Annotated in this window: 18 protein-coding genes and 1 pseudogene; 15 read left to right on the forward strand and 4 right to left on the reverse strand. The window is 69.1% G+C overall.

What is annotated here, in order from left to right:
• The coding region (locus tag ACNFOC_RS03425; protein WP_416956426.1) for an acyl-CoA dehydrogenase family protein at positions 1 to 1175 on the forward strand (1175 nt) is incomplete at its 5' end.
• 70 nt (positions 1176 to 1245) lie between these two features.
• On the opposite strand, the gene ACNFOC_RS03430 is transcribed toward ACNFOC_RS03425, so the two are convergent.
• Positions 1246 to 1686 (reverse strand): cell division protein SepF, encoded by a 441-nt coding sequence (locus ACNFOC_RS03430; protein ID WP_416956428.1) that lies wholly within the window; start codon positions 1684 to 1686, stop codon positions 1246 to 1248.
• A 333-nt stretch (positions 1687 to 2019) separates the two neighbouring features.
• Between ACNFOC_RS03430 and ACNFOC_RS03435 the strand changes: the two genes are divergently transcribed.
• The 12 genes from ACNFOC_RS03435 (at position 2020) to ACNFOC_RS03490 (ending at position 16288) form a co-directional block, all read left to right on the forward strand.
• Entirely contained in the window at positions 2020 to 3183 is a 1164-nt protein-coding gene (locus ACNFOC_RS03435; RefSeq protein WP_416956430.1) for a DUF5685 family protein, read from the forward strand.
• A 231-nt stretch (positions 3184 to 3414) separates the two neighbouring features.
• Complete coding sequence (locus ACNFOC_RS03440; RefSeq protein WP_416956432.1) at positions 3415 to 5679, forward strand: sensor histidine kinase; 2265 nt, start codon at positions 3415 to 3417, stop codon at positions 5677 to 5679.
• Complete coding sequence (locus tag ACNFOC_RS03445) at positions 5676 to 6104, forward strand: roadblock/LC7 domain-containing protein (protein ID WP_033286269.1); 429 nt, start codon at positions 5676 to 5678, stop codon at positions 6102 to 6104. The genes ACNFOC_RS03440 and ACNFOC_RS03445 overlap by 4 nt, the downstream gene beginning before the upstream one ends.
• Entirely contained in the window at positions 6101 to 6457 is a 357-nt protein-coding gene (locus ACNFOC_RS03450; protein ID WP_033286270.1) for a DUF742 domain-containing protein, read from the forward strand. The genes ACNFOC_RS03445 and ACNFOC_RS03450 overlap by 4 nt, the downstream gene beginning before the upstream one ends.
• A complete protein-coding gene (locus ACNFOC_RS03455; RefSeq protein ID WP_416956434.1) occupies positions 6441 to 7040 on the forward strand; it encodes a GTP-binding protein in 600 nt (199 codons plus the stop codon). Before ACNFOC_RS03450 ends, ACNFOC_RS03455 begins: the two co-directional genes overlap by 17 nt.
• A 401-nt stretch (positions 7041 to 7441) precedes the next feature.
• On the forward strand, positions 7442 to 9241 hold the full coding sequence (locus ACNFOC_RS03460; protein WP_416956436.1) for an FAD/NAD(P)-binding protein: 1800 nt from the start codon (positions 7442 to 7444) through the stop codon (positions 9239 to 9241).
• Positions 9242 to 9328: 87 nt separating this feature from the next.
• Positions 9329 to 10405: an LLM class flavin-dependent oxidoreductase gene (locus ACNFOC_RS03465; protein WP_416956438.1), complete on the forward strand. Its 1077-nt coding sequence runs from the start codon at positions 9329 to 9331 to the stop codon at positions 10403 to 10405.
• On the forward strand, positions 10402 to 11712 hold the full coding sequence (locus ACNFOC_RS03470) for an NtaA/DmoA family FMN-dependent monooxygenase (RefSeq protein WP_416956440.1): 1311 nt from the start codon (positions 10402 to 10404) through the stop codon (positions 11710 to 11712). The genes ACNFOC_RS03465 and ACNFOC_RS03470 overlap by 4 nt, the downstream gene beginning before the upstream one ends.
• A gap of 44 nt (positions 11713 to 11756) precedes the next feature.
• Entirely contained in the window at positions 11757 to 12569 is an 813-nt protein-coding gene (locus tag ACNFOC_RS03475) for a DUF1684 domain-containing protein (RefSeq protein ID WP_416956442.1), read from the forward strand.
• A gap of 241 nt (positions 12570 to 12810) precedes the next feature.
• On the forward strand, positions 12811 to 13707 hold the full coding sequence (locus tag ACNFOC_RS03480; protein WP_416956443.1) for a S1 family peptidase: 897 nt from the start codon (positions 12811 to 12813) through the stop codon (positions 13705 to 13707).
• Positions 13708 to 14056: 349 nt separating this feature from the next.
• Entirely contained in the window at positions 14057 to 14974 is a 918-nt protein-coding gene (locus tag ACNFOC_RS03485) for a slipin family protein (RefSeq protein WP_416956500.1), read from the forward strand.
• A gap of 231 nt (positions 14975 to 15205) precedes the next feature.
• Complete coding sequence (locus tag ACNFOC_RS03490) at positions 15206 to 16288, forward strand: S1 family peptidase (protein ID WP_416956445.1); 1083 nt, start codon at positions 15206 to 15208, stop codon at positions 16286 to 16288.
• A 140-nt stretch (positions 16289 to 16428) separates the two neighbouring features.
• On the opposite strand, the gene ACNFOC_RS03495 is transcribed toward ACNFOC_RS03490, so the two are convergent.
• Together ACNFOC_RS03495 and ACNFOC_RS03500 are read right to left on the reverse strand one after the other, a co-directional pair.
• A complete protein-coding gene (locus ACNFOC_RS03495; protein WP_416956447.1) occupies positions 16429 to 17628 on the reverse strand; it encodes an AAA family ATPase in 1200 nt (399 codons plus the stop codon).
• Positions 17625 to 18707: an ABC-2 transporter permease gene (locus tag ACNFOC_RS03500; RefSeq protein WP_416956449.1), complete on the reverse strand. Its 1083-nt coding sequence runs from the start codon at positions 18705 to 18707 to the stop codon at positions 17625 to 17627. Before ACNFOC_RS03500 ends, ACNFOC_RS03495 begins: the two co-directional genes overlap by 4 nt.
• Before the next feature lie 280 nt (positions 18708 to 18987).
• Between ACNFOC_RS03500 and ACNFOC_RS03505 the strand changes: the two are divergent.
• Positions 18988 to 20913: pseudogene (locus ACNFOC_RS03505) on the forward strand (PHP domain-containing protein); the annotation flags it as partial.
• Positions 20914 to 21175: 262 nt separating this feature from the next.
• Here the strand turns inward: ACNFOC_RS03505 and ACNFOC_RS03510 are convergent.
• The gene (locus ACNFOC_RS03510) at positions 21176 to 21421 is read right to left on the reverse strand and encodes a hypothetical protein (RefSeq protein ID WP_416956451.1); all 246 of its coding nucleotides are present in this window, start codon (positions 21419 to 21421) and stop codon (positions 21176 to 21178) included.
• A gap of 932 nt (positions 21422 to 22353) precedes the next feature.
• Here ACNFOC_RS03510 and ACNFOC_RS03515 point away from each other — a divergent pair.
• The gene (locus ACNFOC_RS03515; protein WP_416956453.1) at positions 22354 to 24744 is read left to right on the forward strand and encodes a preprotein translocase subunit SecA; all 2391 of its coding nucleotides are present in this window, start codon (positions 22354 to 22356) and stop codon (positions 24742 to 24744) included.
• Positions 24745 to 24821 lie beyond the last annotated feature (77 nt).

The following is a 24821-nucleotide window of genomic DNA, read 5'->3' on the forward strand; positions in this document are numbered from 1 at the left end:
TCGACGACCTGCTCGACCCCGAGGACCTCGCGATCCGGGACACGGTCCGGGTGTGGGCCGCGGACCGGGTGCTGCCGTATGTCGCGGAGTGGTACGAGAAGGGGGAGTTGCCCGGGATCCGGGAGCTCGCTCGCGAACTCGGGGGCATCGGGGCGCTCGGGATGTCGCTCGACGGGTATGGGTGTGCCGGGGCCTCCGCCGTCCAATACGGGCTCGCCTGCCTGGAGTTGGAGGCCGCGGACTCCGGGATCCGGTCGCTCGTGTCCGTGCAGGGGTCCCTCGCGATGTACGCCATCCACCGCTTCGGGAGCGAGGAGCAGAAGCAGACCTGGCTGCCGCGCATGGCCTCCGGTGACGTCATCGGCTGCTTCGGGCTCACCGAACCCGACCACGGTTCCGACCCCGGCGCCATGCGCACCTACGCCAAGCGCGACGGAGGGGGCACCTCCCGGTCGAGCGAAGCCGAGAGTGAGGGAGACTGGGTGCTCAACGGGCGGAAGATGTGGATCACGAACGGGTCCGTGGCCGGCGTCGCCGTCGTATGGGCGCAGACCGACGACGGGATTCGCGGTTTCGTGGTACCCACCGACAGCAGTGGCTTCTCCGCTCCGGAGATCAAGCACAAATGGTCACTCCGCGCATCCGTCACCAGCGAACTCGTCCTCGACGACGTGCGGTTGCCCGCCGATGCCGTGCTGCCGGAGGTCGTAGGGCTGAAGGGGCCGCTCAGCTGTTTGTCGCACGCTCGTTACGGAATCGTGTGGGGTGCGATGGGTGCGGCGCGCGCTTCCTTCGAGTCGGCGGTCGCGTACGCGAAGACCCGGGAGCAGTTCGGGCGGCCCATCGGTGGCTTCCAGCTCACCCAGGCCAAGCTCGCCGACATGGCGGTCGAACTGCACAAGGGGATTCTGCTCGCCCATCACCTGGGGCGGCGCATGGACGCCGGGCGCCTGCGTCCCGAGCAGGTCAGCTTCGGCAAGCTGAACAACGTACGAGAGGCCATCGAGATCTGTCGTACGGCACGGACGATCCTCGGTGCCAACGGGATCTCGCTGGAGTACCCCGTGATGCGGCACGCGACGAACCTGGAGTCGGTGCTCACGTACGAGGGCACCGTCGAGATGCACCAGCTCGTGCTGGGCAAGGCGCTCACCGGACTCGACGCCTTCCGGTAGGAAGTACCGACAGGAAGTCCCGAAGCCCTGTTCAACCCTGCGGGAGGCAGGGCCGGTAAGCGGCCCTGCCTCAGCTCTGGTTGAAGAAACCGTCCTCACGGCGTACGGCGGGGTCGCCGCTGACGATCTCCGTGTTGGCGGGGGTCAGTAGGAAGACACGGTTCGCGACCCGCTCGATCGTGCCGCGCAGGCCGAAGGTGAGGCCCGCCGCGAAGTCGACCACGCGCTTGGCGTCGGTCGCCTCCATCGCCGTGAGGTTCACGATCACCGGGACGCCGTCCCGGAACAGCTCGCCGATGGCGCGGGCGTCCCGGAAGCTGTCCGGGGTGACCGTGCCGATCCGCCGGCCCTTCACCTCGGCGACGTCCTCGGCCACCTTCACCCGCGGATCCGTGACCCAGGCATCCCCGGGCTGCTCGGTCCCTTCGGAGTAGTCGTCGTCGTAGTAGCGCTCGTCATCGTTGTCGTCAACGAGTCCAAGCCAAGCACTTGCCTTGCGTACCGATCCCATGGACGCCTCCTCTCACAGCGGTCTTACTTGCTTTCCGCATCCCTATGGTCATCCATGATGCGGATCGCGCGCCAAGTGGATAGACGCCGCGCGGGGGGTTTGTGACGCTACTGGTGCACAGCCAATACGTCGAGGGCCCCCGTGTATCAAGGGTGTTGCTGGACAGGGCTGCTGACTGAGAGTGAAATATGATTCTTCTCGGCGTCCGGGTGACGGCTGGTGCGTACGGGTGAACGGGGTGGTCGTCGCGATGCGGTTGCTCAACGCCCGGTCAGATGCCATATCGATCTCCAGATGCCCAGTCAGATGTCGTTCACGCCACGGGGGGTTGTCGTGTTCGGAATGGTCCGGCCTTGCAGTCACAGACTCGGTGAGAACCTCAAGGGCCAATGGATGGCGCATTTGTGCGGGCTGTGTCTCGCGCTGCGCGGCGATCACGGGCAGTTCGCGAGGGTTGTCACGAACTACGACGGTCTGCTCCTCTCGGTCCTGACGGAGGCTCAGGTCGAGCGGGCGGGCGGCGGATGGCGTCGTACGGCCGGGCCCTGCCCGTTGCGCGGGATGCGGACCGCGTCCGTCGCGCAGGGCGAGGGGGCGCGGCTCGCGGCGGCCGTATCGCTGGTGCTCGCCTCCGCCAAGGTGCGTGACCATGTCGCGGACGGGGACGGGCTGCTGGCCCGCAGGCCGGTGGCGCTGGCCGCGCGGCGGGTCGCCGGGAGCTGGGGGCGGGCCGGGGCGCGCACCGGTTCCGCCGTCGGGTTCGACGCCGCCGTGCTGGTCGACGCCGTGGACCGGCAGTTCGGCATCGAGTCCCTCGCCGGGCCCGGGACGCCGATCCTGACCGTCACCGAACCGACCGAGACCGCCACCGCGGCCGCCTTCGCGCACACCGCGATCCTGGCCGGACGGCCCGGCAACGCCGTACCGCTCGCCGAGGCCGGACGCCTCTTCGGGCGGCTCGCGCACCTCCTGGACGCCGTGGAGGACAAGGAGACCGACGCCGCGTCGGGCGCCTGGAACCCGCTCACCGCGACCGGCACACCGCTCACCGAGGCCCGCCGGCTCGCCGACGACGCGCTCCACGGGATACGGCTCGCGCTGCGGGAGACGGAGTTCACGGACGGCAAGCTGGCGCATCTGCTGCTCGCGCACGAACTGGGGCGCTCGGTGGACCGGGCCTTCGGCACCCAGTCGTGCGGGCACGGACCGGAGGGGGCCTTCGGGCCGCCGCAGACTCCCTATCTGCCGGGCGATCCGCGGCACGACGGCAATCCCTACGGCGGTGAGCCCCCGCGGCCCGACAGGCGCGGTTTCTGGGCCGGGTGTGCCGTAGCCCTCGGGCTCTGCTGCACCTGCAAGGTCTGCTGCGCCGACGAGTTCGAGGGGCCGTGGTCGGGGCGGCGGCACGAGGGGTGCTGTTCGAGCTGCGACTGCTCGTGCTGTGACGCGTGCGAATGCTGCGAATGTTGTGAATGTCTGTCGTGCTGCGACTGCTGACCGCGTCGGGTGCCGTTGCTTTTCGACCGTGACGGGCCGTCACCACCGTTGTATACGTGCGGCACAGGGATCATGACCGACCTGCGGAGTCCGGCGGACGGTGTTTCGGAGCGGTAAAACAAAAACATGATCCGGTGACCGGTGTGCCATGAGTGTCGTTGGTCGGGAGCAGAACCATTTCTGCCCCAGGTTCGACTCCTGATCAACTCGCCACCCACTTAAGGCACTTCAGTGGACGTCACAACAAAAGCGACCACCAGCATCCGCGCCAGGCTGCTGAGGATTCTGATCCTCGCCCTCGCGGTCCTGCTCGCACTGCTCGGTATCGCGGCCGCCGACCAGATCTCCGCCTATCGCAACGCCTCCGCGACCGCGGACAACGCCCGCCTGGAAATCACCCTTCAGGGACTCGTGCACGAGCTGCAGAAGGAGCGCGGACTCACCACCGGATACGTCGGCGGCGTCAAGCAGTTCAACGCCAAGCTGCCCGCGCAGCGCAAGGCGACCGACGCCGCGCGCGAGCAGTTGGACGTGGCCCTGAAGGGGCGTGAGGACTCCGCCGCCGGTTCCGTGCGCGAGTCCCTCGGCCGGCTCGACGGCCTCGTCGGCATCCGCAAGGACGCCGACGACGGCACCGGCGTGGTGAAGGTCACCTTCGACTACTTCACCACCACGATCACCGTCCTCGACCGGCTCGACCTCGGCCTCGCGGACGTCCACGACGGCGATCTGCGCGACGCCTATCAGGCGCTCCAAGTCCTCGGCAACGCCAAGGAGTTCACCGGCGAGGAGCGGGCCATCGTGCTCGGCTCGGTACGCGCCGGGAAGTTCCGCGGCGACGACTACAGCCGGTTCATGGAGATCCGCGCCGGACGCCTCGCCGCCCTCGACGCCTTCCCCCGTTCGGCCACCGCCGTACAGGAACGGCGGCTGAACACCGCCCTGACCACACCCGACGCCGAGCGCGCGCTGGCGTACGAGAGCAAGGCGGCGCACGGCGGCGGGAAGCTGAAGTCGAGCGCGATCCCGCCCATGGCCTGGTGGGACTCGATGACCTCCACCATCAACGGGATGCGGAGCGTGCAGATCACCCTCGGCACCGATGTCGAGAACCGCGCCGCCCAGTTGGAGAGTTCGGCCCAGCGCGACCTGCTCCTGTTCCTGCTGCTCGCCCTCGCCACCGTGACCGCGCTCGCCGCGCTGGCCCTCGACTGCGTACGGTCCGTCTCCACGCCGCTCGTCGAACTCGCCCAGCAGGCACGGGAGGTGGCCGGCAGCCGGCTGCCGCAGGCCGTGGCCGCCGTACAGGACGGGTCGTCCGGGGAGGCTCCGCGGCCGCCCGCTCCGCTGTCCGTGGGCGACAAGGCCGGGGCCGAAGTACGGGAGGTGGCCGACGCGTTCGACCGGGTGCAGCGGTCCGCCTTCGAACTCGCCACCGAGCAGGCCGTGTTGCGGCGCAACGCCACCGACTCCCTGGTGAGCCTGGGGCGTCGCAACCAGAACCTGGTGCGCCGTCAGATCAGCTTCATCAACAAGCTGGAGCACGAGGACGCCGACCCCGCGACCCTCGCCAACCTCTTCGAACTCGACCACCTGGCCACCCGTATGCGCCGCAACGCCGAAAGCCTCCTCGTGCTCGCCGGGGAGTCCAGTCCCCGTCCCTGGTCCACCCCGCTGTCGATCAACGACGTGCTGCGCGCCTCGCTGTCCGAGGTCGAGGAGTACCGGCGGGTCACCCTGCGCCGGATCGAGCCCGCGTTCGTCACCGGCTCCGTAGTCGTCGAAATCGCCCATCTGCTCGCCGAGTTGGTGGAGAACGCGCTGAGCTTCTCGCCGCCGGACTCCGATGTGGAGATCGAGGGGCGGCGCACCAGCGCCGGTTATCTGGTCGCGATCGTCGACCACGGCTTCGGCATGGACAACCAGGCCCTCGCCGAGGCCAACGTACGGCTGTCCGGCACCGCCAGCTTCATGGCCGAACCCACCCGGTTCCTGGGCCACTTCGTGGTCGGCGCCCTCGCCCGCAAGTGCGGCATCGAGGTACGGCTCGGCGAGGCACCTGCGGCCGGTGTGGTCGCCCGGGTGCTGATCCCCGCGGGGCTGCTGACGGAGGCCCCGCAGGGCAAGGCCGCGGACAAGTCGGTACTGCCGGCGCCGCGCAACGAGGAGGACGCCGTGGAGCCGGTGACCGTCACGGCCGGGTTGAAGCCCGCCGAGAGCAAGGCCTCCGGCGCCAAGGGCGGCACCTCCGCCTCCCGTACCCGCAACGGACTCGTCAAGCGGCCCCAGCGCAGTGCGATCTCGGAGGCCGTCACCGAGACGGACCGGCCCAGCCGCCCGGCGCCCACCGGACCGACCACCGACCGCAGCCCCGAGGAGGTCTCCGGAATGCTCTCCACCCTGCGCAGCGCCCACATGCGCGGCGGCATCAGCGTGGAGAAGGAGAAGGAGCGGGCCAAGAAGTCCGCCGGACACAGCGAGGGTGACGCCAAGTGACCACTGTCGACACCCCGCACGACTCGCAGACCTTCAACTGGCTGCTCGCCAACTTCGTCAAGAGCACCGACGGCGTACGCGACGCGGTCGCCGTCTCCTCCGACGGGCTGCTGATCGCCGTCTCGGACGGGCTCGGGCGGACCGAGGCCGACCATCTCGCCGCGATCGTCTCGGGGTTGAGCAGCCTGGCCCGCAGCGCGTCCAAGCGGTACAGCTTCGACGGGGTCAAGCTCATCATGATCGAGATGGGGCGCGGCTTCCTGCTCGTCTCGGCGATCCGGGACGGCAGCTGTCTCGGCGTCCTCGCCGACAGCAGCGGTGAACTGGGCCTGGTCGGCTACGAGATGGCGGTGCTCGCGGAGCGGGCGGGTGATCTGCTCACCCCGACGCTGATCGCCGATCTGCGGCAGGCGTTGCCACGGTGAACGGTGAACAGCCCAGGGACGTAGAACCTGACGAGGACGCGACGTTCGTCCGGCCGTTCATCATCACCGGCGGCCGGTCCGAGCCTCTCCAGGCCGACTTGCGGCTGGAGACGCTGGTCGTCGCCGTCGGCGTGCCGGATCCGTCGCTCGCGTTCGAGCGGCGCCACATCGTCGCGGTGTGCGAACAGCCGACGACCGTCGCCGAGGTGGCGCACCGGGTCGGCGTACCCCTCGGAGTGGCCAAGGTGCTGATCTCCGACCTCGTCGTCGCCGGGCAACTCGCCTGCCGGCAACCCGCGGAGCTGCCGCTCCCGATGCTCGAAAGGATCAGGGACCATGTCCGGGCGCTCTGACAAGATCGTGCCGCTGGCCGTGAAGATCGTGGTCAGCGGCGGCCTCGGGGTCGGCAAGACCACGTTCATCGGGGCCATTTCGGAGATCGAACCCCTCGACACGGAGGCGGCGATCACCGAAGTCTCCGTCGGCGTCGACTCGTTGGAGGGCGTCGAGGCGAAGACCACCACGACCGTCGCCCTCGACTTCGGGCGGATCACGCTCGATCCGACGATCGCGCTGTATCTGTTCGGGACGCCCGGGCAGGACCGGTTCTCCTTCCTCTGGGACGACCTGGTGGAGGGCGCGCTCGGCACGGTGGTCCTCGTGGACACCCGGCGGATCGAGGACTGTTTCCCGGCGGTCGACTACTTCGAGTCGCAGGGCGCGCCGTTCGTCCTCGCGGTGAACCGCTTCGACGGCGCGGAGCGGTTCGACGTGGAGGAGGTCCGGGAGGCGCTCGGACTGAGCGCGGGGGTGCCGGTGCTGGAGTGCGACGCGCGGGACCGGGGCTCCGTACGGGATGTGCTCGGAGCCCTGATGGACCGGGTGATCGGGGTCCGGGCGGCACCACGACGGCGTACGGCCGCCCTGACGCGGTGAGCGTGATGGAGGAAGTGCAGACGGAACCCGAGGGGAGGGGTGTGTGAAGGCGGAACGGGTGGAGCGGGAGAACACGTGAAGCGCACGGTCAGAGGGAGATTCAGGCGACCGGGACGCGCAGTGGGTCAGCTCAACAGGAAGAGGACCACACTCGACCGAGGTCGATGTGGGAGCGCTTGACCAGCCACTGCTGCGAATGCATGGGATAAGTGGAACAGGCATCCGGTGGGGCGTCAACCGAGATGAGACGTACTGCTCACAGTGTGGACTTCCTTGACACCGAGGGGAAACGGCGCCGTACAGTCGGTGGACGGTCCTGCTGAGGGGCTCGGCCGTACGGCGCCGCCAGGCGCCCTGTGTGAAGGCATTCGCCCGTGTTGCTCACGTCACGGAGTCTTCGCATGTCTTCCGACATTCCCACCCCCGTATCCGCCGCCCCGAGCACAAGGCTCTCACTCGTGATCGTCGGAGCCGGGCCGCGGGGGACCGGTCTCATCGAGCGCATCGCGGCCAACGCCGTTGATCTGTACGACGGTTCGGGTCTCGACATCCACCTCGTCGACCCCCATCCGCCGGGCGCCGGCCGCATCTGGCGCGCTGCCCAGTCGCCGCTGCTGTGGATGAACTCGCACGCCGAGGACGTCACCATGTTCACCGACGAGACGGTGGTCATGGAGGGTCCGGTACGCCCCGGCCCCACGCTGCACGAATGGGCCGCCATCGAGGGCAGCACCTTCGCGGACCGCCAGCTCCAGGGCTCCTATCTGCGCTGGGTGCACGAGCGGTCCGTGGCCGCGCTGCCGCCCGGCATCACCGTCCACCACCACCCGCGACGGGCCCTCAGGATCAGCGGCCCGCGCGACGGACGCCAGCAGGTCTGGCTGGAGGGCAGCCCGCGCCCGCTCCCCGCCGACCTCGTCGTCCTCGCCCTCGGCCACCTCGACGCCGAACTCGACGAGGACCAGCGCGAGTTGGCGGCGTACGCCCGCGCCCACGACCTGGTCCATCTGCCGCCCGACTTCACCGCCGACAGCGACCTGTCCTCCCTCGCCCCCGGCGAACCCGTCCTCGTCCGCGGCTTCGGCCTCGCCTTCGTCGACCTGATGGTGCTGCTCACGGAGGGCAGGGGCGGACGCTACGACGGCGACACCTACGTCCCCTCGGGACAGGAGCCGGTGCTGTACGTCGGGTCGCGGCGCGGAGTGCCGTACCACTCGAAGATCGGTTACGAGTGGAGCGGTGAACGGCCGCCGCTGCCACGGTTCTTCGGGCCCGCCGAGGTCGACGCGATACTCGCTCAGCCGGGGGGCTTCGACTTCCGGCGGGACGTATGGCCGCTGATCGAGAAGGAGTTGGGGTTCGCGCACTACCACCGGCTGTTCGGTGTGCACCCCGAGCGGACGAGCATCGCCTGGACCGACTTCGAGGAGAAGTACGCGGCCGGGGAGGCGGCGGAGCGCGAGGCCCTCGTGGCGTCCGCGGTGCCCGACCCCGCCGACCGGCTCGACCTCGCGGCGCTCGACCGTCCGCTGGACGGGGTGCGGTACGGGTCGGAGGAGGAGTTCCAGGACGGCCTGCGGGCGTACATCGAGAGTGATCTGAGTCGCCGTCATGACCCCTCCAACAGCCCGGACTTGGCGGTCTTCCTCGGACTGCTCTCCGTCTACGTGCAGTTGATCCGGCTCGGGGACGTCGGGCCCTGGTGGCACGGCTTCTTCAGTTATCTCGCCTCCGGGCCGCCTGGACCCCGGCTGCGCCAACTGCTCGCGCTGTCCCGGGCAGGCGTCGTGCGGTTCGTCGGCGCGGACATGGCCGTCACCGCCGAGGACGGGGTGTTCCGCGCGTCGAGCGCGACCGTGCCGGGCGTGACGATCGAGGCGCGGACGCTGGTCGAGGCGCGGCTGCCTGAGCCCACGGTCGGGCGGTCCGTCGACCCGGTGCTGCGTGATCTGTACGCCGACGGGGTCGTGGTGGAGAGCCCGGAAGGGCTGCTGCGGGTGGACCGCGCCGACGGGCGGATCCTCGGCCGCGACGGGCAGCCGCACCCCCGGCGGTTCGCCCTCGGGCCCTACACCGACGTACGGACGCCCGGCGCCTTCACCCGTCCGCGCACCGGCGGGCCCGCCTTCCGGCAGAACGACGCCACCGCGCGGGCCGCGCTGGCGTTCCTGCGGGACCTCGCGTGTCGGGCCTGCGTGTAGCTCCGAGCTGGTCGGTGAAGTCCCGGGCTTCATCGAGGACTTGGCCCTCTCCGAGGCGCTCCCGAACGACAGGAAGGCTTCCCTCCCATGACCTCCTCGCACGGCCGGGGCCTGCATCTGGCCGCCGCCGTCGACCAGCGGTCGGCCTACGACGCCGACTCCTACGTCGCGTTGGCACGGCTCGCCGAGAGCGGCGGCCTCGACTTCGTGACGCTCGACGACACCTTCGCGCGCCCCGGACCCGACGCCCTCGCCGTCCTGTCCCGTGTCGCCCCGGCGACCAACCGGATCGGCCTGGTGCCCACCGTGACCACCACGCACACCGAGCCCTTCCAGGTGCAGGCCGCGGTCGCGACCCTCGACTGGGTCAGCCGGGGCCGGGCCGGCTGGCGGCTCGACGTGTCGACCACCGAGGGCGAGGCCCGCCTCTTCGGCCGCCGGCACGCCGCGCCCGCCGACGCGTTGTGGGAGGAGGCCGGTGAAGTCGCCCAGGTGGCCGCCCAGTTGTGGGACAGCTGGGAGGACGACGCCGAGATCCGGGACACGGCCACCGGCCGCTTCGTCGACCGCGACAAGCTGCACCACGTCGACTTCCAGGGCTCCGGGTTCTCCGTCAAAGGCCCCTCGATCGTGCCCAGACCACCGCAGGGCCACCCCGTCCGCGTGGTCGACGCCACCGAGGGCCAGGCCCGGCGCACGGCCGCCCGATACGCCGATGTGGCGCTCGTCCGCGCGGCGAGTTCCGCGCAGGTTGGGGCCGTACGGTCCGAACTGCGGGCGTCCGCCGAGAAGTTCGGGCGCGATCCCGACGCCCTGCGGGTCCTGGTGAGTCTCGTCGTCGACCTCGGTGACGGCGAGCACGCGGCCGAGCCGGGGCACGGCGGGGGCGGCCCCCGGCAGACCGCGCACGGCCCGCTGTACCGGGGCGGCCCGGTCGACCTCGCCGAGTTGATCGCGGGCTGGCACGGCGACCGTACCGTCGACGGCTTCCACCTCACGCCCGTCGAACCCCGCCGCGACCTGGAACGGCTCGTCAACGGCACGGTCGCGCTGCTCCAACACCGGGGCCTGTTCCGCACGTTCTACCCGGGCAGCACGCTCAGGGAGCACCTGGGCCTGGCCCGGCCCGCCAACCAGTACGCCGTGACCGGGGGAGCGTCATGACCGTACGAAGGCCTTCTCGCCGGCAGATCCATCTGGCGGCGCATTTCCCCGGCGTCAACAGCACCACCGTGTGGGCCGATCCGCGGTCGAAGTCCCAGATCGGGTTCTCCTCCTTCGAGCATCTCGCCCGCACCGCCGAGCGCGGTCTCTTCGACTTCTTCTTCCTCGCCGAGGGCCTGCGGCTGCGCGAGCACAAGGGCCGTATCCACGACTTGGACGTCGTCGGACGCCCCGAGTCCCTCACGGTCCTCAATGCGCTCGCCGCCGTCACCGAGCGCATCGGGCTGGCCGCCACGGTCAACGCGACCTTCAACGAGCCGTACGAACTCGCCCGCAGACTCGCCACGTTGGACCACCTCAGCGGCGGCCGCGCGGCCTGGAACGTGGTGACCTCGTCCGACGCCTTCACCGGTGAGAACTTCCGGCGCGGGGGATATCTCGACCGAGCGGACCGCTACACCCGCGCCGCTGAATTCGTCGCCGCAGCAAGGGAGTTGTGGGACTCCTGGACCCCCGACGGACTCTCCCGCCCCTTCGCCCACCGGGGTCAACACTTCGACATCGCGGGCGAGTTCACCGTGCCGCGCTCACCCCAGGGGCACCCGGTCGTCATCCAGGCCGGGGACTCGGGGGAGGGCCGGGAGTTCGCGGCGCGTACGGCAGACGTGATCTTCACGCGGCACGGCACGCTGGAGGACGGCCGTGCCTTCTACGCCGACGTCAAGGGACGCCTCGCGAAGTACGGCCGTAGCGTGGACGACCTCAAGATCATGCCCGGCGTCAGCGTCGTCCTCGGCGACACGGCGGCGGAGGCGCAGGAGAGGGCCGCCGAGATCCGGCGACAGCAGGTCTCCCCGCAGAACGCGATCCTCGCCCTGGAACAGATCTGGGGCACGGACCTCTCCTCCTACGACCCCGACGGCCCGTTCCCCGACTCCGACCCGGTGCCGGAATCGTCGATCACCCAGGGGCGGACCCGGCGCGGCGACACCGTCGCGATGGCCGAGAAGTGGCGGGCGCTGTCCCGCGAGAAGGGGCTGTCCATCCGGCAGACCGTGATCGAGGCGAGCGGTCGGCAGTCCTTCATCGGCACCCCGGAGGCGGTCGCCGCCGAGCTGGAGACCTTCGTACGACAGGACGCCGCCGACGGCTTCGTCCTCGTCCCGCATCTCACCCCGGGCGGCCTCGACGAGTTCGTGGACCGGGTGGTGCCGCTGCTCCAGGAACGTGGCGCGTTCCGCACGGAATACCGGGGCACGACCCTGCGCTCACATCTCGGGCTCTCCGACCCGGCGGGGAAGGAGTGACCGCACGACGGCAGGGCTGAGCGCACGACGATGGAGCTGACGGCATGACCTCGGACGCGGCCGACGAGTGGAGGCAGTGGCACGAGCACCGCATGGAGACGGTGTCGGGTCCCTACGGACCCCTTGCCCTGACCGGCACGCACTGGCTGGAGGACCACCCGGACGGTCACCTTCCGGACATCCCCGGAGCATGGGTCCTCGACGGTGACGTCGATGCCGATGCCGGCCCGGTGGTCCTCACCGCGACGGCGGCCGAGGGACTGACCGTCGACGGGGAACCCTTCGCCGGCGAGATCCGCCTCGGCGCGGACACCGGCCCGGTGAGCACGGCCCGCGTCGGCCTCGGCGAGCGCCGGCTGGTCGTCCTGATCCGTGAGGGCGTCTGGGGAGTGCGTGACTACGACCCCGACTCGGCGGCGCGACGCGCGTTCCGGGGCGTCGAGGTCACGCCGTACGATCCGCGCTGTTCGGTACCGGGGCGCTTCACGCCGTACGTCGAACAGCGCACCGTGCGCGTCGATGCCGCGGACGGTGTCGAACGCGGGCTCGGGCTCGCGGGTGAACTCTCCTTCCGGCTCGACGGGTTGGAGCTGACGTTGCAGGTGGCGGTGCAGGGCGACGGGAAGTTGTGGGCGGTGTTCGCCGACTCCACGAGTGGGGGCGGCAGTTACCGGTTCCGGTTCCTGTACCCGGCGGCGCCCGATGGAGAGGGGCGCACGACGGTCGACTTCAACCGGGCGGTGCTTCCGCCGTGCGCGTTCGCCGAACATTTCATCTGCCCTTTCCCGCCGCCCGGGAATACGCTGGGTCTCGCGGTCGAGGCGGGGGAGCGCATCCTTCGGCAGGTGGGGCGTTGACCTGCGGCGGGCCGGGTTTCGGCCCACTGTGTTCGGGTGATCAACTCGCGTAGACCGTGGGCCAGTTGAAGGCCGTACGGCCGAAAGGCGCCCTTGCGCCCGTCGGCCGGGCGGCCGAATACTCCCCCACAGCGCTTGTCAGGAGCACGACGTGTTCGAAAACCGGACGGCCGACCCTGACTGCGCCTCACGGGCCCCGACCCCACGCGGGCCCCCGAATTCCCCTAGGAGGGAACGACACGTGAGGATCAAGCGCACCACCCCACGCAGCGGAATCGCGAGACGGACCAGGCTGATCGCCGTGGCCACCGGATTCGTGGCCGCTGCCGCGTTCGCCGTCCCCACCGCGAGCGCGACCGACGCACAGACGTTCAGCGCGACCCAGCTCTCCGCGGTGAACTCGTCCGTGCTCAAGGCCGATGTCCCGGGCACCGCCTGGGCGGTCGACAGCAAGACGAACCGCGTGGTCGTCACCGTCGACAGCACGGTGTCCCAGGCCGAGATCGCGAAGATCAAGTCGCAGGCGGGCAGCTCCGCCGACGCGATCACCATCAAGCACACGGCGGGTCAGTTCAAGCGGCTGATCACCGGTGGCGACGCCATCTACGGCGGTGGCTACCGCTGTTCGCTCGGCTTCAACGTGCACAGCGGGAGCACGTACTACTTCCTGACCGCCGGCCACTGCGGTGAGGTCGCCTCCACCTGGTACTCCAACTCCGGTCAGAGCACGGTGCTGGGCACCAACGTCGGCTACAGCTTCCCGACCAACGACTTCGCGCTGGTGCGCTACACCGGCTCCGCCGCGCACCCGAGCTCGGTCGGCACCCAGACCATCTCGAGCGCGGCCACCCCGAGCGTGGGCACGACCGTCTACCGTCGTGGCTCCACCACCGGCACGCACAGCGGCCGGGTCACCGCCCTGAACGCCACCGTCAACTACGGCAGCGGCGACGTGGTGTACCAGATGATCCAGACCACCGTCTGCGCCGAGGGCGGCGACAGTGGCGGTCCCCTGTACTCCGGCACCGTGGCCTACGGTCTGACCTCGGGCGGCAGTGGCAACTGCACCTCCGGTGGTACGACCTTCTTCCAGCCGGTCACCGAGGCGCTGAGCTACTACGGCGTGAGCGTCGGCTGACGCCCGCCTGAACGTCTTCCGCTCCGGACTGCAGCCGGCGGCGAAGCGAGGGCCTGTCCGGCGGGTCAGGTCGCAGGAAATCGGCGGTGATTGATCAGCGCCGGTGAGCGGGGTGTGGTGCGTGCAGCTGCAAGGCGGAGGAGGGAGTCAACGCGGAGCGTTGGCGACCGACGACAACGCCGCAGATGTGCGTGCCACACCCCGCGTCTGCGACAGGATCCGCCGGACAGGCCCTGGGTCCCCGTACGCAACTGGCGTGCGGGGGCTCGCTCTTGTGTGCAGGACGGAGTTACCGTCGTCGTATCGGAGAAGGCACCTGATGCACCACGTCGGACCCTGGGGGGCCGTGATGGTCGAGGAGCTGGTGGCGGCGGGAGTGACGCTCGCGTCCGTCGGAGTGGTGTACACGATGGCGGCGGCGCGGGTCGTCAAGCAGTACGAGCGGGGTGTGGTGTTCCGGCTCGGCAGGCTGCGGCCCGAAGTGCGCGGGGCCGGCTTCACGATGGTCGTCCCGTTCGTGGACAAGCTCCGCAAGGTCAACATGCAGATCGTGACGATGCCCGTGCCCGCGCAGGAGGGCATCACCCGCGACAACGTGACCGTGCGCGTCGACGCGGTCGTCTATTTCAAGGTCGTCGACGCGGCGGACGCGTTGGTGCAGGTCGAGGACTACCGGTTCGCCGTCTCGCAGATGGCGCAGACCTCGCTGCGGTCGATCATCGGCAAGAGCGACCTCGACGATCTGCTCTCCAACCGCGAAAAGCTCAACCAGGGCCTGGAGTTGATGATCGACAGTCCCTCCATCGGCTGGGGCGTGCAGATCGACCGCGTCGAGATCAAGGACGTGTCGCTCCCCGAGACGATGAAGCGGTCGATGGCCCGCCAGGCCGAGGCCGACCGCGAACGGCGGGCCCGGATCATCAACGCGGACGCCGAGTTGCAGGCCTCGAAGAAACTCGCCGAGGCCGCCGAGCAGATGTCCGAACAGCCCGCCGCACTCCAACTCCGGCTGCTGCAAACGGTGGTGGCGGTCGCGGCCGAGAAGAACTCGACGCTCGTGCTGCCCTTCCCGGTCGAGCTGCTGCGCTTCCTGGAGCGCGCGGCCCCGGCTCCGGCCGCGCCTGCCGCGCCTGCCGCGCCCGCGGCGCCCGTTGCTCCCGCGGCGCAGGTTGCCCCTGTGGCACCGCAACCGGTGCAGGAGCAACTTCCGCCCGCCGAACCTCAGTCGGATCCGGACTCCGAGAGGTCGATTTCAAGACAGGACTAGACCTCACCGGCTGATGAGCGTTACTCGCACGTAGTGTTTGCAGTGCGAATGGCCTGGGGTGACCGTGGACCGTCAAAGCGAGGGGGGCGTGCAACCGCGTTCCACGCACGACCTGAAGTCGACCTTGTGCGCTCCCTGTGAGATTAGGAAGAGTAGGCGCTCGTCAACCTACCTTTCGGCCGGTCGGGTCCCCATAACCTGGCGGGTCGACCCCCCACAGGAGGACACGAGTTGAAGCACCGACGCATACCCAGGCGACGGGTGGCCGTGGCAGGCGCGGGTATAGCCGCACTGGTCGTCGCGGGAGTCACCTTGCAGAGTGCGAACGCCAGCGAGACCACGCAGGCGGCTGCACCCCACACCCTCACGGCCCTGGCGGCCGGAAAGCTCGCTTCGACGCTGGGCAAGGACCTCGGCACCGACGCGGCCGGCACGTTCTACGACGCGAAGACCAAGAGCCTCGTGGTCAACGTGCTCGACAAGACCGCCGCCGACACGGTCGAGGCGGCCGGCGCCAAGGCGAGAATCGTCGAGAACTCCCTCGCCGAGCTGACGAGCGCCCGGACGACCCTCAAGCAGGACGCGACCATCCCCGGCACCTCCTGGGCGACCGACCCCACCACCAACAAGGTCGTCGTCACCGCCGACCGTACGGTCTCCGACGCCGAGTGGACCAAGCTCACCAAGGTCGTCGACGGACTCGGCGGCAAGGCCGAACTCCAGCGCACCAAGGGGGAGTTCAAGCCCTTCATCGCGGGCGGTGACGCCATCTCCGGCTCGGGCGGGCGCTGTTCGCTCGGCTTCAACGTGGTCAAGGGCGGCGCGCCGTACTTCATCACCGCCGGGCACTGCACCGAGGCCATCTCCACCTGGTCCGACTCCAGCGGCAACGAGATCGGCACGAACGAGCAGTCCAGCTTCCCGGACAACGACTTCGGCCTGGTCAAGTACACCTCGGACGTCGCCCACCCGAGCGAGGTCGACCTCTACAACGGCTCCTCGCAGGCCATCACCCACGCCGCGGCAGCCACCGTCGGCGAGAAGGTGACCCGCAGCGGCTCGACGACCCAGGTGCACACCGGCACGGTCACCGGCCTGGACGCCACCGTGAACTACGGCAACGGCGACATCGTCAACGGCCTGATCCAGACCGACGTCTGCGCCGAGCCCGGTGACAGCGGCGGCTCGCTGTTCGACGGCGACGCGGCGATCGGCCTCACCTCCGGCGGCAGCGGCGACTGCACCTCGGGCGGCGAGACCTTCTTCCAGCCGGTCACCGAGGCGCTGTCGACCTTCGGGGCGCAGATCGGCTGAGCAGCGGTGGTACGACGCCGGTAGTTACGAGGCCGGTAGTACGAGGCCGGTAGTACGACGGTGAGGTCCCGCCCCCGCGCGCGAGGGGGCGGGACCTTCGCGTACGTGCTCTGTCCGCGTTCCGCGTCCGTGCGGCGGGCTCAGCGTGTGGGCCAGTACCACAGCGGTTCGTCGAGCGGGCCCTCGCGGCCCGCCACCGTCGTCTGCCCGAACTCCTTCACCAGCTCTATGGAGTTGACGTCGAGACGATGTCGTATCGCGCCCTTCTGGAGGGCGTCCGCGAGCGGTCGGGCATGGGTGACCACGACGATCTGGGTGTCCTTGGTGGCGGTGAGGATCAGATCGGCGAGCGGCGGGATCAGGTCCGGGTGGAGGCTCGTCTCCGGCTCGTTCAGCACGAGCAGCGACGGGGGCCGGGGCGTCAGCAGCGCCGCCGCCCACAGGAGATAGCGCAGGGTGCCGTCCGACAGCTCGGCGGCGGTGAGCGCGCGCAGCAACCCGTGCTGGCGCAGGGCGAGTTGGAAACGTCCGCCGAGGTCGGCGATGTGGACCTGACTGCCGGGGAAGGCCGCGTCCACGGCCGAGTCCAGCGCCTCGGCGTCACCGACCTCGCGGATCGTCTGGAGGGCGGCGGCCAGATCGGAGCCGTCACCGCTCAGCACGGGCGTCCGGGTGCCGATCTGGGCGGCCCGGGCCGGTGCGTCCGCGTCGGTGCGGACATGGTCGTAGAACCGCCAGGACCTGATGAACTCCCGTACCGCCAGGACGTCGGGGGCGTGCTGGGGGTCGGCCAGTTCGCCGAGCATGCTGTCGTACGGGCGCAGGGTGCCGTGGGCGCGGGACCAGCCGCCGCCCGCGCCGCGCAGTCTGACGGCGGCTCCCGCGCGGTCGGAGAGCACGGAGGCGGGGCGCAGGACGGGGCCGCTCCAGATGGACTCGCGTTTGATCTCCGGGTCGAGGTTGAACATCGACGACACTCTGTCCGTCCCCGGGGACGGACTGGGGTGACCGAAGTCGATCGCGTACCCGAACTCGTCGCCCGCGAAGCCCAGTTGCAGACTGACCGGACCTGAGCGGGCCGTGCCCTGCACGGGATGGAGGCCCTCGCGCACCGCGCGGCTGATCTTCTCCGGGCCCGCCCACAGGACCGACGGCAGCCCGCCCTCCTGGGCGAGCGCGGCGACGGCGCCGCCACGCGCGGACGCGGCGAGCAGACGCAGCGAGCGATACAGGCTCGACTTGCCCGTGCCGTTCGCCCCCGTGATGACGTTCAGTCGCGTCAGCGGGACGATCAGGCGGCGCAGGGAGCGGTAGTTCTCGACGGCCAGAGTGCTGATCATGCGTCCAGGGTTGCAGACGGGTCTGACAACGCCGGTCGGTCCAGGAGGTCCTCGTGTTTCCGGCGCAGTGTCGCCGCCAGCAGGGTGACCACGATCCCGGCGAGTGCCCAGGCCGACAGGACCAGCAGCGGGCCGGTCACGGCGTTGCCCTTGAAGTAGGCGATCGAGCGCGCCACCCAGGTGCCGGCGCCCGGCGGCAGCGCGGGCCCGATCGCGTTCCAGAACGGCGGCAGCATCGGCAGCGGGAAGGCGCCGCCCGCGCTCGGGTTGCCCGCGATCACCACCAGCAGGATCGCGAGACCGATGCCCACGACCCCGAAGACCCCCTGGAGGGCCAGGGTCGCCGCCCCCACGGCGAACGTGATCAGCGCGCCGAGCCCCCAGAACGCCATGACACTGCCCGGCAGCGCGCCCAGGACCGGCCCGACGATCACCGCGCCGCCGAGACCGCCGACGATCGCGACCAGCGCCATCACGATCAGCCGGATCACCGCGCGGCGCGGGTTGGCGGGCCGGGCGCCGGTGCTGATCGCCAGGATCGAGGCGCACAGATAGCCGCCGACACACCAGCCGACGACCAGGTAGAAGGACGACAGCCCGTCGAAGTCCTGAGCGGAGGCCGGGGCCACGTCCACCGTCCGGACCGTGCGCTGCTCGGTCCTCTCCAGGGTCGCGGTGATGGTCTCCAGGGTGGTGGCGAGGACCGTGCCGCCGCCGGTGGCGACCAGGAGCGTGTCCTTGGTGCCGCGCGGGTCGATGACGAGAGCGCCGTCGATGTCCCGGTCCAGGATCTGCCTCCGCGCGGTCGCCGCGTCGGACACCGCGCGCGGGGCGAGCGGTGAGCCGGGCAGCTGCTTCAGCCGGGCCACCGTCTGCTCGGCCGTGACCTGAGGAGCGACGACCCCGAAAGCCACGTCCCTGGGCTTCGGATTGTGCAGCGCGCCTACGTAGGAGGCGATGAAGAGCAACTGAAGGGCGACCACACCGATGACGAGCAGGGCGGCCCGCAGGGTGACCGCGTCCTTCACCTCACCGAAGAAGGACGTACGGGACGTACCGGCACCCGGGGTCTCTGTCATGTCCCCACGGTCTCGGCGGCCAGGTCTTCACGCAGGCGGGAAGGGGCCGAATGGATGTCGCACGCGTGTTCGGAAAACATTTTTCCTCCAACTGCTCAGCCTGGGCGGGGAGCTGACGGAGTGGTGTCTGTTTCGGCCACCGCACGCCTCCCTAGAGAATCGCTGATGTGTTCGAATGTGGGTCGCTGACCGGGGCTGATGAGGCTAGAGTAATCGAACGGGCGTGCGATGAATATATCGGGCGGATGGCCGAAAAGGGGTGGAGTGATGGAGGTGTGGCATGGCGGGCTTCGCCCATCTGCACGTCGCGTCCGGTTACTCCGCCCGCTACGGCGCCGCCCACCCCGAACAGCTCGCCCGCCGGGCGGCCGGGCAGGGCATGACAGCGCTCGCGCTCACGGACCGCGACACGGTCACCGGCGCCGTCCGGTTCGCGCGGGCCTGCGCCAAGGGCGGTGTCCGGCCGATCTTCGGCATCGACCTCGCGGTGGAGGCCCTCGCGCCCCCGCCGCCCGCACAGCGCCCGCGCACCCCCGCACGCGGTGGCGCGCACGTGGTCGAGCCGCCGCTGCGGTTCGTGCTGCTCGCCCAGGACCGGGCCGGCTGGGCCCGACTGTGCCGCATCGCATCGGCGGCTCACGAGGGTGCCCTGTCCGGTACGGCGCCGGTGGTGCCGTGGGAGGCGCTGCGCGCGTACGGCGGCCCCGGACTGGCCGTCCTGCTCGGGCCGCTCTCGGAGCCGGTGCGGGCGCTGTCGGTGGGCCGGGAGGACGTCGCGATGAAGCTGCTGGCGCCCTGGCGGGAGGTCTTTGGGAGGGGGGTCCGATTGGAGGTCGTCGCGCAGAAACGTTTCAGCGCAGGTCCGGGCTCCCTCCGCCTGGCCGCCCGCACCCTGGCGCTGGCCGACCGCACCCGCACCACCGCCGTGCTCTCCAACGCCGTCCGCTACGCCGACCCCGCCCAGCACCGCCTCGCCGACGTCCTGGACGCGGCACGGTTGCTGCGCCCGATCGACCGGCGCCGCCTGGACAGCGGGCAGCGCTGGCTCAAGGACGAGAAGGAGATGACGGTCGTGGCGCGGATGATCGCCGAATGCGCCGGAGCGGACGTACGGCGGGCCCGTCGGTTGATGGCGGACACCGCACACACGGCTGAGGCGTGCGTCATGGACCCCACGGACCTCGGCCTCGGCAGGCGGCACTTCCCGGAACCGTCGCTGTTCGGGACCGGGCAGGGGGCGAGCGCCGCGCTGGAGGCGGGCGGTGCGGCTCGGCTGCTGCGCCTGAGGTGTGAGGAGGGCCTGGCCCGACGCGGCCTCGACCGCGACCGGGCGGCACTCGACCGGCTGGACGACGAACTCGCCGTCATCGCCCACTGGAACTACGACGCGTACTTCCTCGCCGTCGGCCAGGTCGTCGCCGACATCCGGGCCAAGGGCATCCGGGTCGCCGCCCGCGGCTCCGGCGCCGGCTCGCTGGTCTGCCATGCGCTGGACATCGCCACCGCCAACCCGCTCGACCACAGCCTGCTGTTCGAACGCTTCCTGAGCACCCGCCGCGAATCGCTGCCCGACATCGACATCGACGTGGAGTCCGCCCGCCGCCTGGAGTGCTACGACACGATCTTCGAACGGTTCGGGAAGGAGCGGGTGGCGGTCACCGCGATGCCCGAGACCTACCGGGCGCGCAGGGCGCTGCGGGACACCGGCCTCGCGCTCGGCATCGCGCCCGCGGACGTCGACCGGATCGCCAAGAGCTTCCCGCACCTGCGCGCCTCCGACATCACGAGCGCGCTCGCCGAACTGCCCGAACTACGCCAACTGGCAGGCGAGGCGGGCCGGTTCGGGCCGCTGTGGGAGCTCGCCGAAGGCCTCGACTCCCTGGTGCACGGCATGGCCATGCACCCGTGCGGAGTGGTCATCAGCGACGCCACTCTCCTGGACCGGCTGCCGGTGCAGCCCACCCCGCAGGGCGACTACCCGATGGCGATGGCCGCGAAGGAGGAGATCGAGGCGCTGGGCAACATCAAACTCGACGTCCTGGGCGTCCGGATGCAGTCCGCGATGGCCCACGCCGTCACCGAGATCGAACGCGCCACCGGCGACCGTATCGACCTGGACGACCCCCAACAGGTGCCGCTCGACGACGTGTTCGCCTTCAAGCTCATCCAGGAGAGCCAGACGCTGGGCCTGTTCCAACTGGATTCTGTGTCAACTCCAGGCGTGTTGCTCGCGCGTGGCAGGTGTCCGCCACTGGGTCGGACGGTGGCCGGGGTGATGTTCATCGATCTTTTGTGGTGTCCTTCCGCTGCCCGTAAACGCCTCGCTGTGCCATGAGAACTCCCTGTAAGCTGCGGTGCTTCGTGCGCAACGACCGAGCTTTGAGTTGTGACGGCCTTACCGCGGTGCACGTCGATGAAGGCTTGTGCCAGATGATCGTTTCGATGACCTCACGATCGTCGATTCAGGGTCATTGCATGATCGATATTTGTCCGGGTTCGTCACGGGAGACCGAGGGCTCGTAGAGGCTGGTGGTAGTCGCGGCCGGTGTGGCGGAGGCGATGTTGGTCTGACCGTCCTGGCGGAAGACGCTGATGGCGAGGTTGCGCAGGGAAGCCATGGCGCGGGGCAGAGTGGCGGTGCGGACCTTGGAGTCGTCCTCGCGGAACGTGCGGTCCCGCACGTGGTGCAGGAGGTTCTCGTCCTGATCAGGCAATGACCCTGCTCGCGCACCTGCCGTGAAAGCGAGCCCGTAGCGGTTGCCGCCGACTCCCACGCCGCAGTGTCTCGATGAGTTTTCCGCCCGGTTCGCAGTGGTATACAAACCTTCGTGCGGAGTGGAAGCGATCTGCCTGAGCAGCTTGAGCAAGATCCAATGGAAAAGGTGGAATCAATCTGAAGATGACACGAGCGATGTTGAAAGAGGTCCGACTGCTGCTCCGGGCTGCTGCGGTCTTTTCTCGTCAGCGGGGAGATGATCCGATAGTGCAGCTGGGCAGTCATCTGGACCTTTTTCAGGACTCTCACCGCACAATGCTGCGAAAGGAGATCGCCGAGAGTTGAGGCTGTCTCGCCCGCACGGGAAGTGATCCGTCGACAAGCGACGGCCACATGCTGTGCAAAGGTGCGCGAGCAGGGTCATTGCCTGATCGGGATTAGTCCGGTTCGCCGGTCTCGTCGGTGACGTGGCGCCATGTCCCTTGTGCGGCACGGGGCCTGGAGGACAGAACAGGCACGGTGCTGGTGATCAGCATCGCCGCCGCCCTCCGCCACACCGGCCACGACTACCACCAGCCTCTACGAGCCCCCGTCTCCCGTGACGAACCCGGAAAAATCTCGATCGTGCAATGACCCTGATCGTCGATTGACCATCCTTCAGGGCCTGCGCGCGGCAGGACTACTCGAATGCGAGACCAGCCCTCGCGGCCGCTGGAGCGCGGTTGATTGAGGCGCGCTTCCATGGGCCCCACGCAGAAGCGGGCGCGGAGGTGAGCACCGCCAGTGGGCATGCGAAACCGGTGGCTGATCTGTACTGGAGTGTGGTGAGGTTGGCGAGTGAGTTCTAGATCAAAACGACGCAAGGCACGAAACAAGCGGCACCGCCACTCCGTTCCGGCGTCGTCAGGGTTTGACCCGCACGCACAGGTCATGGTTGATACCTGGGGCGCATTGGAAGCGCTCTTGGAGCAATTCGCTGCGGCTGGCGAACCTGTGGAGGCGATTAGCGCTGCATTCGACGAGGCCGTCGCCGAGTTCGTCCAGAAACTGCAGCGATTCGACGCGATCCGGCTCATCGAGGTGGCTCGTCTGGCGTTCCTGCCCTTTGCGCCGGAGGGTGCAATGCCGGTCACGCCGGATGCAGGCGCTGCGCACGTGGAGTTGCTGGCACTCATTGCTCTCGCGTCCCAGCAGGATGAGGCTGCCGCAGGAGGACTTGACCACGACGCGGTCGAGGAGCAGGAGATGAGCCACTTCATCTCCGAGGCGCAGGAACAGATTGTCGCGCTTCTGCACCTCGCGCAGCTGCGGTCCTTTGCGACGGTGGACCGGACAAACAAGCTCGCCCTGATGTCACTCCTCATCCAGGGCGCCGAGGTTTGGATCCGAAACCCGTCCTATCCGGAGATGGTTGAGGCAACCAATCTCGCGCTCCTTGACGGCGACCCGCTCGTTCGTACAGCTCTCAATGCAGAGCTCGGGTTTGATGCCACCGACGCCCTGGCTGTTCTCGATGCGTGCCACCACCTCCAACAGGTCAATATGAACGGCCGTATGGAGGCCATGGCCACAGCGGCAGAGAGCGCGATGGCATCCACGCGGGATGGCGAGCCTGATCCTGAGTTGACGGAACGGGCCAGGTCAGGGTTCGTGTCGCTGTTCGAGCCCAGCGCTGACGAAGCGACGGTTGCGATCGCGGATGTCGCCGCTCACACAGGTATCACCGAGGAACGTGTCCGAGCTGTCGTCGGACGGTTCAGCCTCGCCCTGGGGACGACCACACCGGCGGAGGCCATCGACAAGTTCACCGCAGGTAACAATCCGCTGCGCATGCGGCCCTTGATCGCCAGTGACGGTGCGCGCATCATGCTGCCGCATCCTGCACTCAGTGTGGTTGCCGTTCGGGAAAACCTCGAAGAGCACCTCAAGACATCATCCGCGTGGAACACATACGCGAAGCACCGCGGCGACCTCCTGGAGTCCCGCACCCGTGCTGCGCTCGGTCGGGTGCTGCCAGGCGCACACTACCGGGACGCGTTTGAGTACTTCGTTCCTGCGAACGACGCCGAAGAGAAGACTGCTGATCCGGCGAAGTACACCAAGCGCGTCGAGGGCGACCACCTTGTTGTCCTCGATGATGTCGCGATCATCGTCGAGGACAAGGCCGTCGCCCTGAGCGCCCTTTCCCGCGGTGGCAAGACCACACGTATCCGCACCGACCTGACCGGCATCATCACGAAGGCGGCCGAACAAGCCGGTCGCATGCGGGACGGGATCGAGCGCGACGGCGGTCTCCGCATCGGAGGTGAAGGATGGGTGGATTTCAGTCATATCCGCGAGATCCACACCGTGACCGTCAGCCTCGATGACCTCTCGACCGTCATGACGGCCACTGCGGAACTGGTGAGGGCGGGCTTGCTCAGCCTCGACAGCATCCCGTGGACCGTGTCACTGCACGACCTTGAACTCATCACTGAACTCGTCGCTCGACCAGCTGAGTTCCTCCTCTACCTTCGGCGGCGCCGTAACCCCGACGTCACCGTCATGTTCAACGCGCCTGACGAATTGGATCTGTTCTTGTACTTCTTCGAGGCGGGCCTTTGGGTCGAACCCGACCCCGCACGGGTACGCACCGCGTTCCCATTCATGCCCGAGCCAACAACTGCAGAGCTGCGCCGCTACCGCGCACAGGAGCCGGTCTTCTTGAGTAGCCGTACCGACGCACTAGACCAGTGGTACTACACCAAGAACCGAGCCGGGGATGGCCAGGAGGCTGCGCCGAAGCCAGCGATGACAGTGCCTCCGGTCGCGCCACTCATTGACGAACTGCAGTCACGAAATGTCACCGGTTGGCTAAGCATCGGCGCAACACTTCTGTCGGGAGCAACGACGACCCAACATCAGTTCTCACGAAACGGCGACGACTTGCTGAACAGCCCTTCGCCGGGCGGCAACGGCCGCCGCCTCACCGTACCTGCCACAGGGAGTGTGGATCCGGCTGAAGGATGGCTGCTCGTCTGGGCCACTCGCCCTGCCGGGAAAGATCCACTCAGCGAAGAGAAGAGCCTCCGCGACTACCTGCGCACAAAGAAGCATCAGCTCGGCATCCCGCGAGGCGTCGTCTTCCTGTACGACGAACCAACTCGGGATCTTGTCGGGGCCTACTACGACGGACACATCGGGCCGCTTGACGCCGTCCTCACGGCATCCCTCAAGTCGTTGCGCGCCGCCTCGGACTTCCAGAATCGGCTCCACCCGAACGCCAAGCGGTCGCCGCGCGGTACGAGGCGAGCCCCAAGAGCCAGCGCGACGCGGAAGTAAGAGTGCTCCCAGGCTGAACCAGACCGGTTGAGCCGTTCGTCCGTAACTGTGGTGGTGGCAAGCTGACGGCGTCGCAT

The sequence above is a fragment of the Streptomyces colwelliae genome (assembly GCF_048158785.1).
Classification (GTDB): domain Bacteria; phylum Actinomycetota; class Actinomycetes; order Streptomycetales; family Streptomycetaceae; genus Streptomyces.

Excerpts from the sequence above, each read along its gene's own strand:
- ACNFOC_RS03430 (WP_416956428.1), bottom strand. The coding sequence starts at position 1,686 with ATGGGATCGGTACGCAAGGCAAGTGCTTGGCTTGGACTCGTTGACGAC.
- ACNFOC_RS03455 (WP_416956434.1), top strand. The coding sequence starts at position 6,441 with ATGTCCGGGCGCTCTGACAAGATCGTGCCGCTGGCCGTGAAGATCGTG.
- ACNFOC_RS03460 (WP_416956436.1), top strand. The coding sequence starts at position 7,442 with ATGTCTTCCGACATTCCCACCCCCGTATCCGCCGCCCCGAGCACAAGG.
- ACNFOC_RS03465 (WP_416956438.1), top strand. The coding sequence starts at position 9,329 with ATGACCTCCTCGCACGGCCGGGGCCTGCATCTGGCCGCCGCCGTCGAC.
- ACNFOC_RS03470 (WP_416956440.1), top strand. The coding sequence starts at position 10,402 with ATGACCGTACGAAGGCCTTCTCGCCGGCAGATCCATCTGGCGGCGCAT.
- ACNFOC_RS03475 (WP_416956442.1), top strand. The coding sequence starts at position 11,757 with ATGACCTCGGACGCGGCCGACGAGTGGAGGCAGTGGCACGAGCACCGC.
- ACNFOC_RS03485 (WP_416956500.1), top strand. The coding sequence starts at position 14,057 with ATGGTCGAGGAGCTGGTGGCGGCGGGAGTGACGCTCGCGTCCGTCGGA.
- ACNFOC_RS03495 (WP_416956447.1), bottom strand. The coding sequence starts at position 17,628 with ATGATCAGCACTCTGGCCGTCGAGAACTACCGCTCCCTGCGCCGCCTG.
- ACNFOC_RS03500 (WP_416956449.1), bottom strand. The coding sequence starts at position 18,707 with ATGACAGAGACCCCGGGTGCCGGTACGTCCCGTACGTCCTTCTTCGGT.
- ACNFOC_RS03515 (WP_416956453.1), top strand. The coding sequence starts at position 22,354 with ATGGTTGATACCTGGGGCGCATTGGAAGCGCTCTTGGAGCAATTCGCT.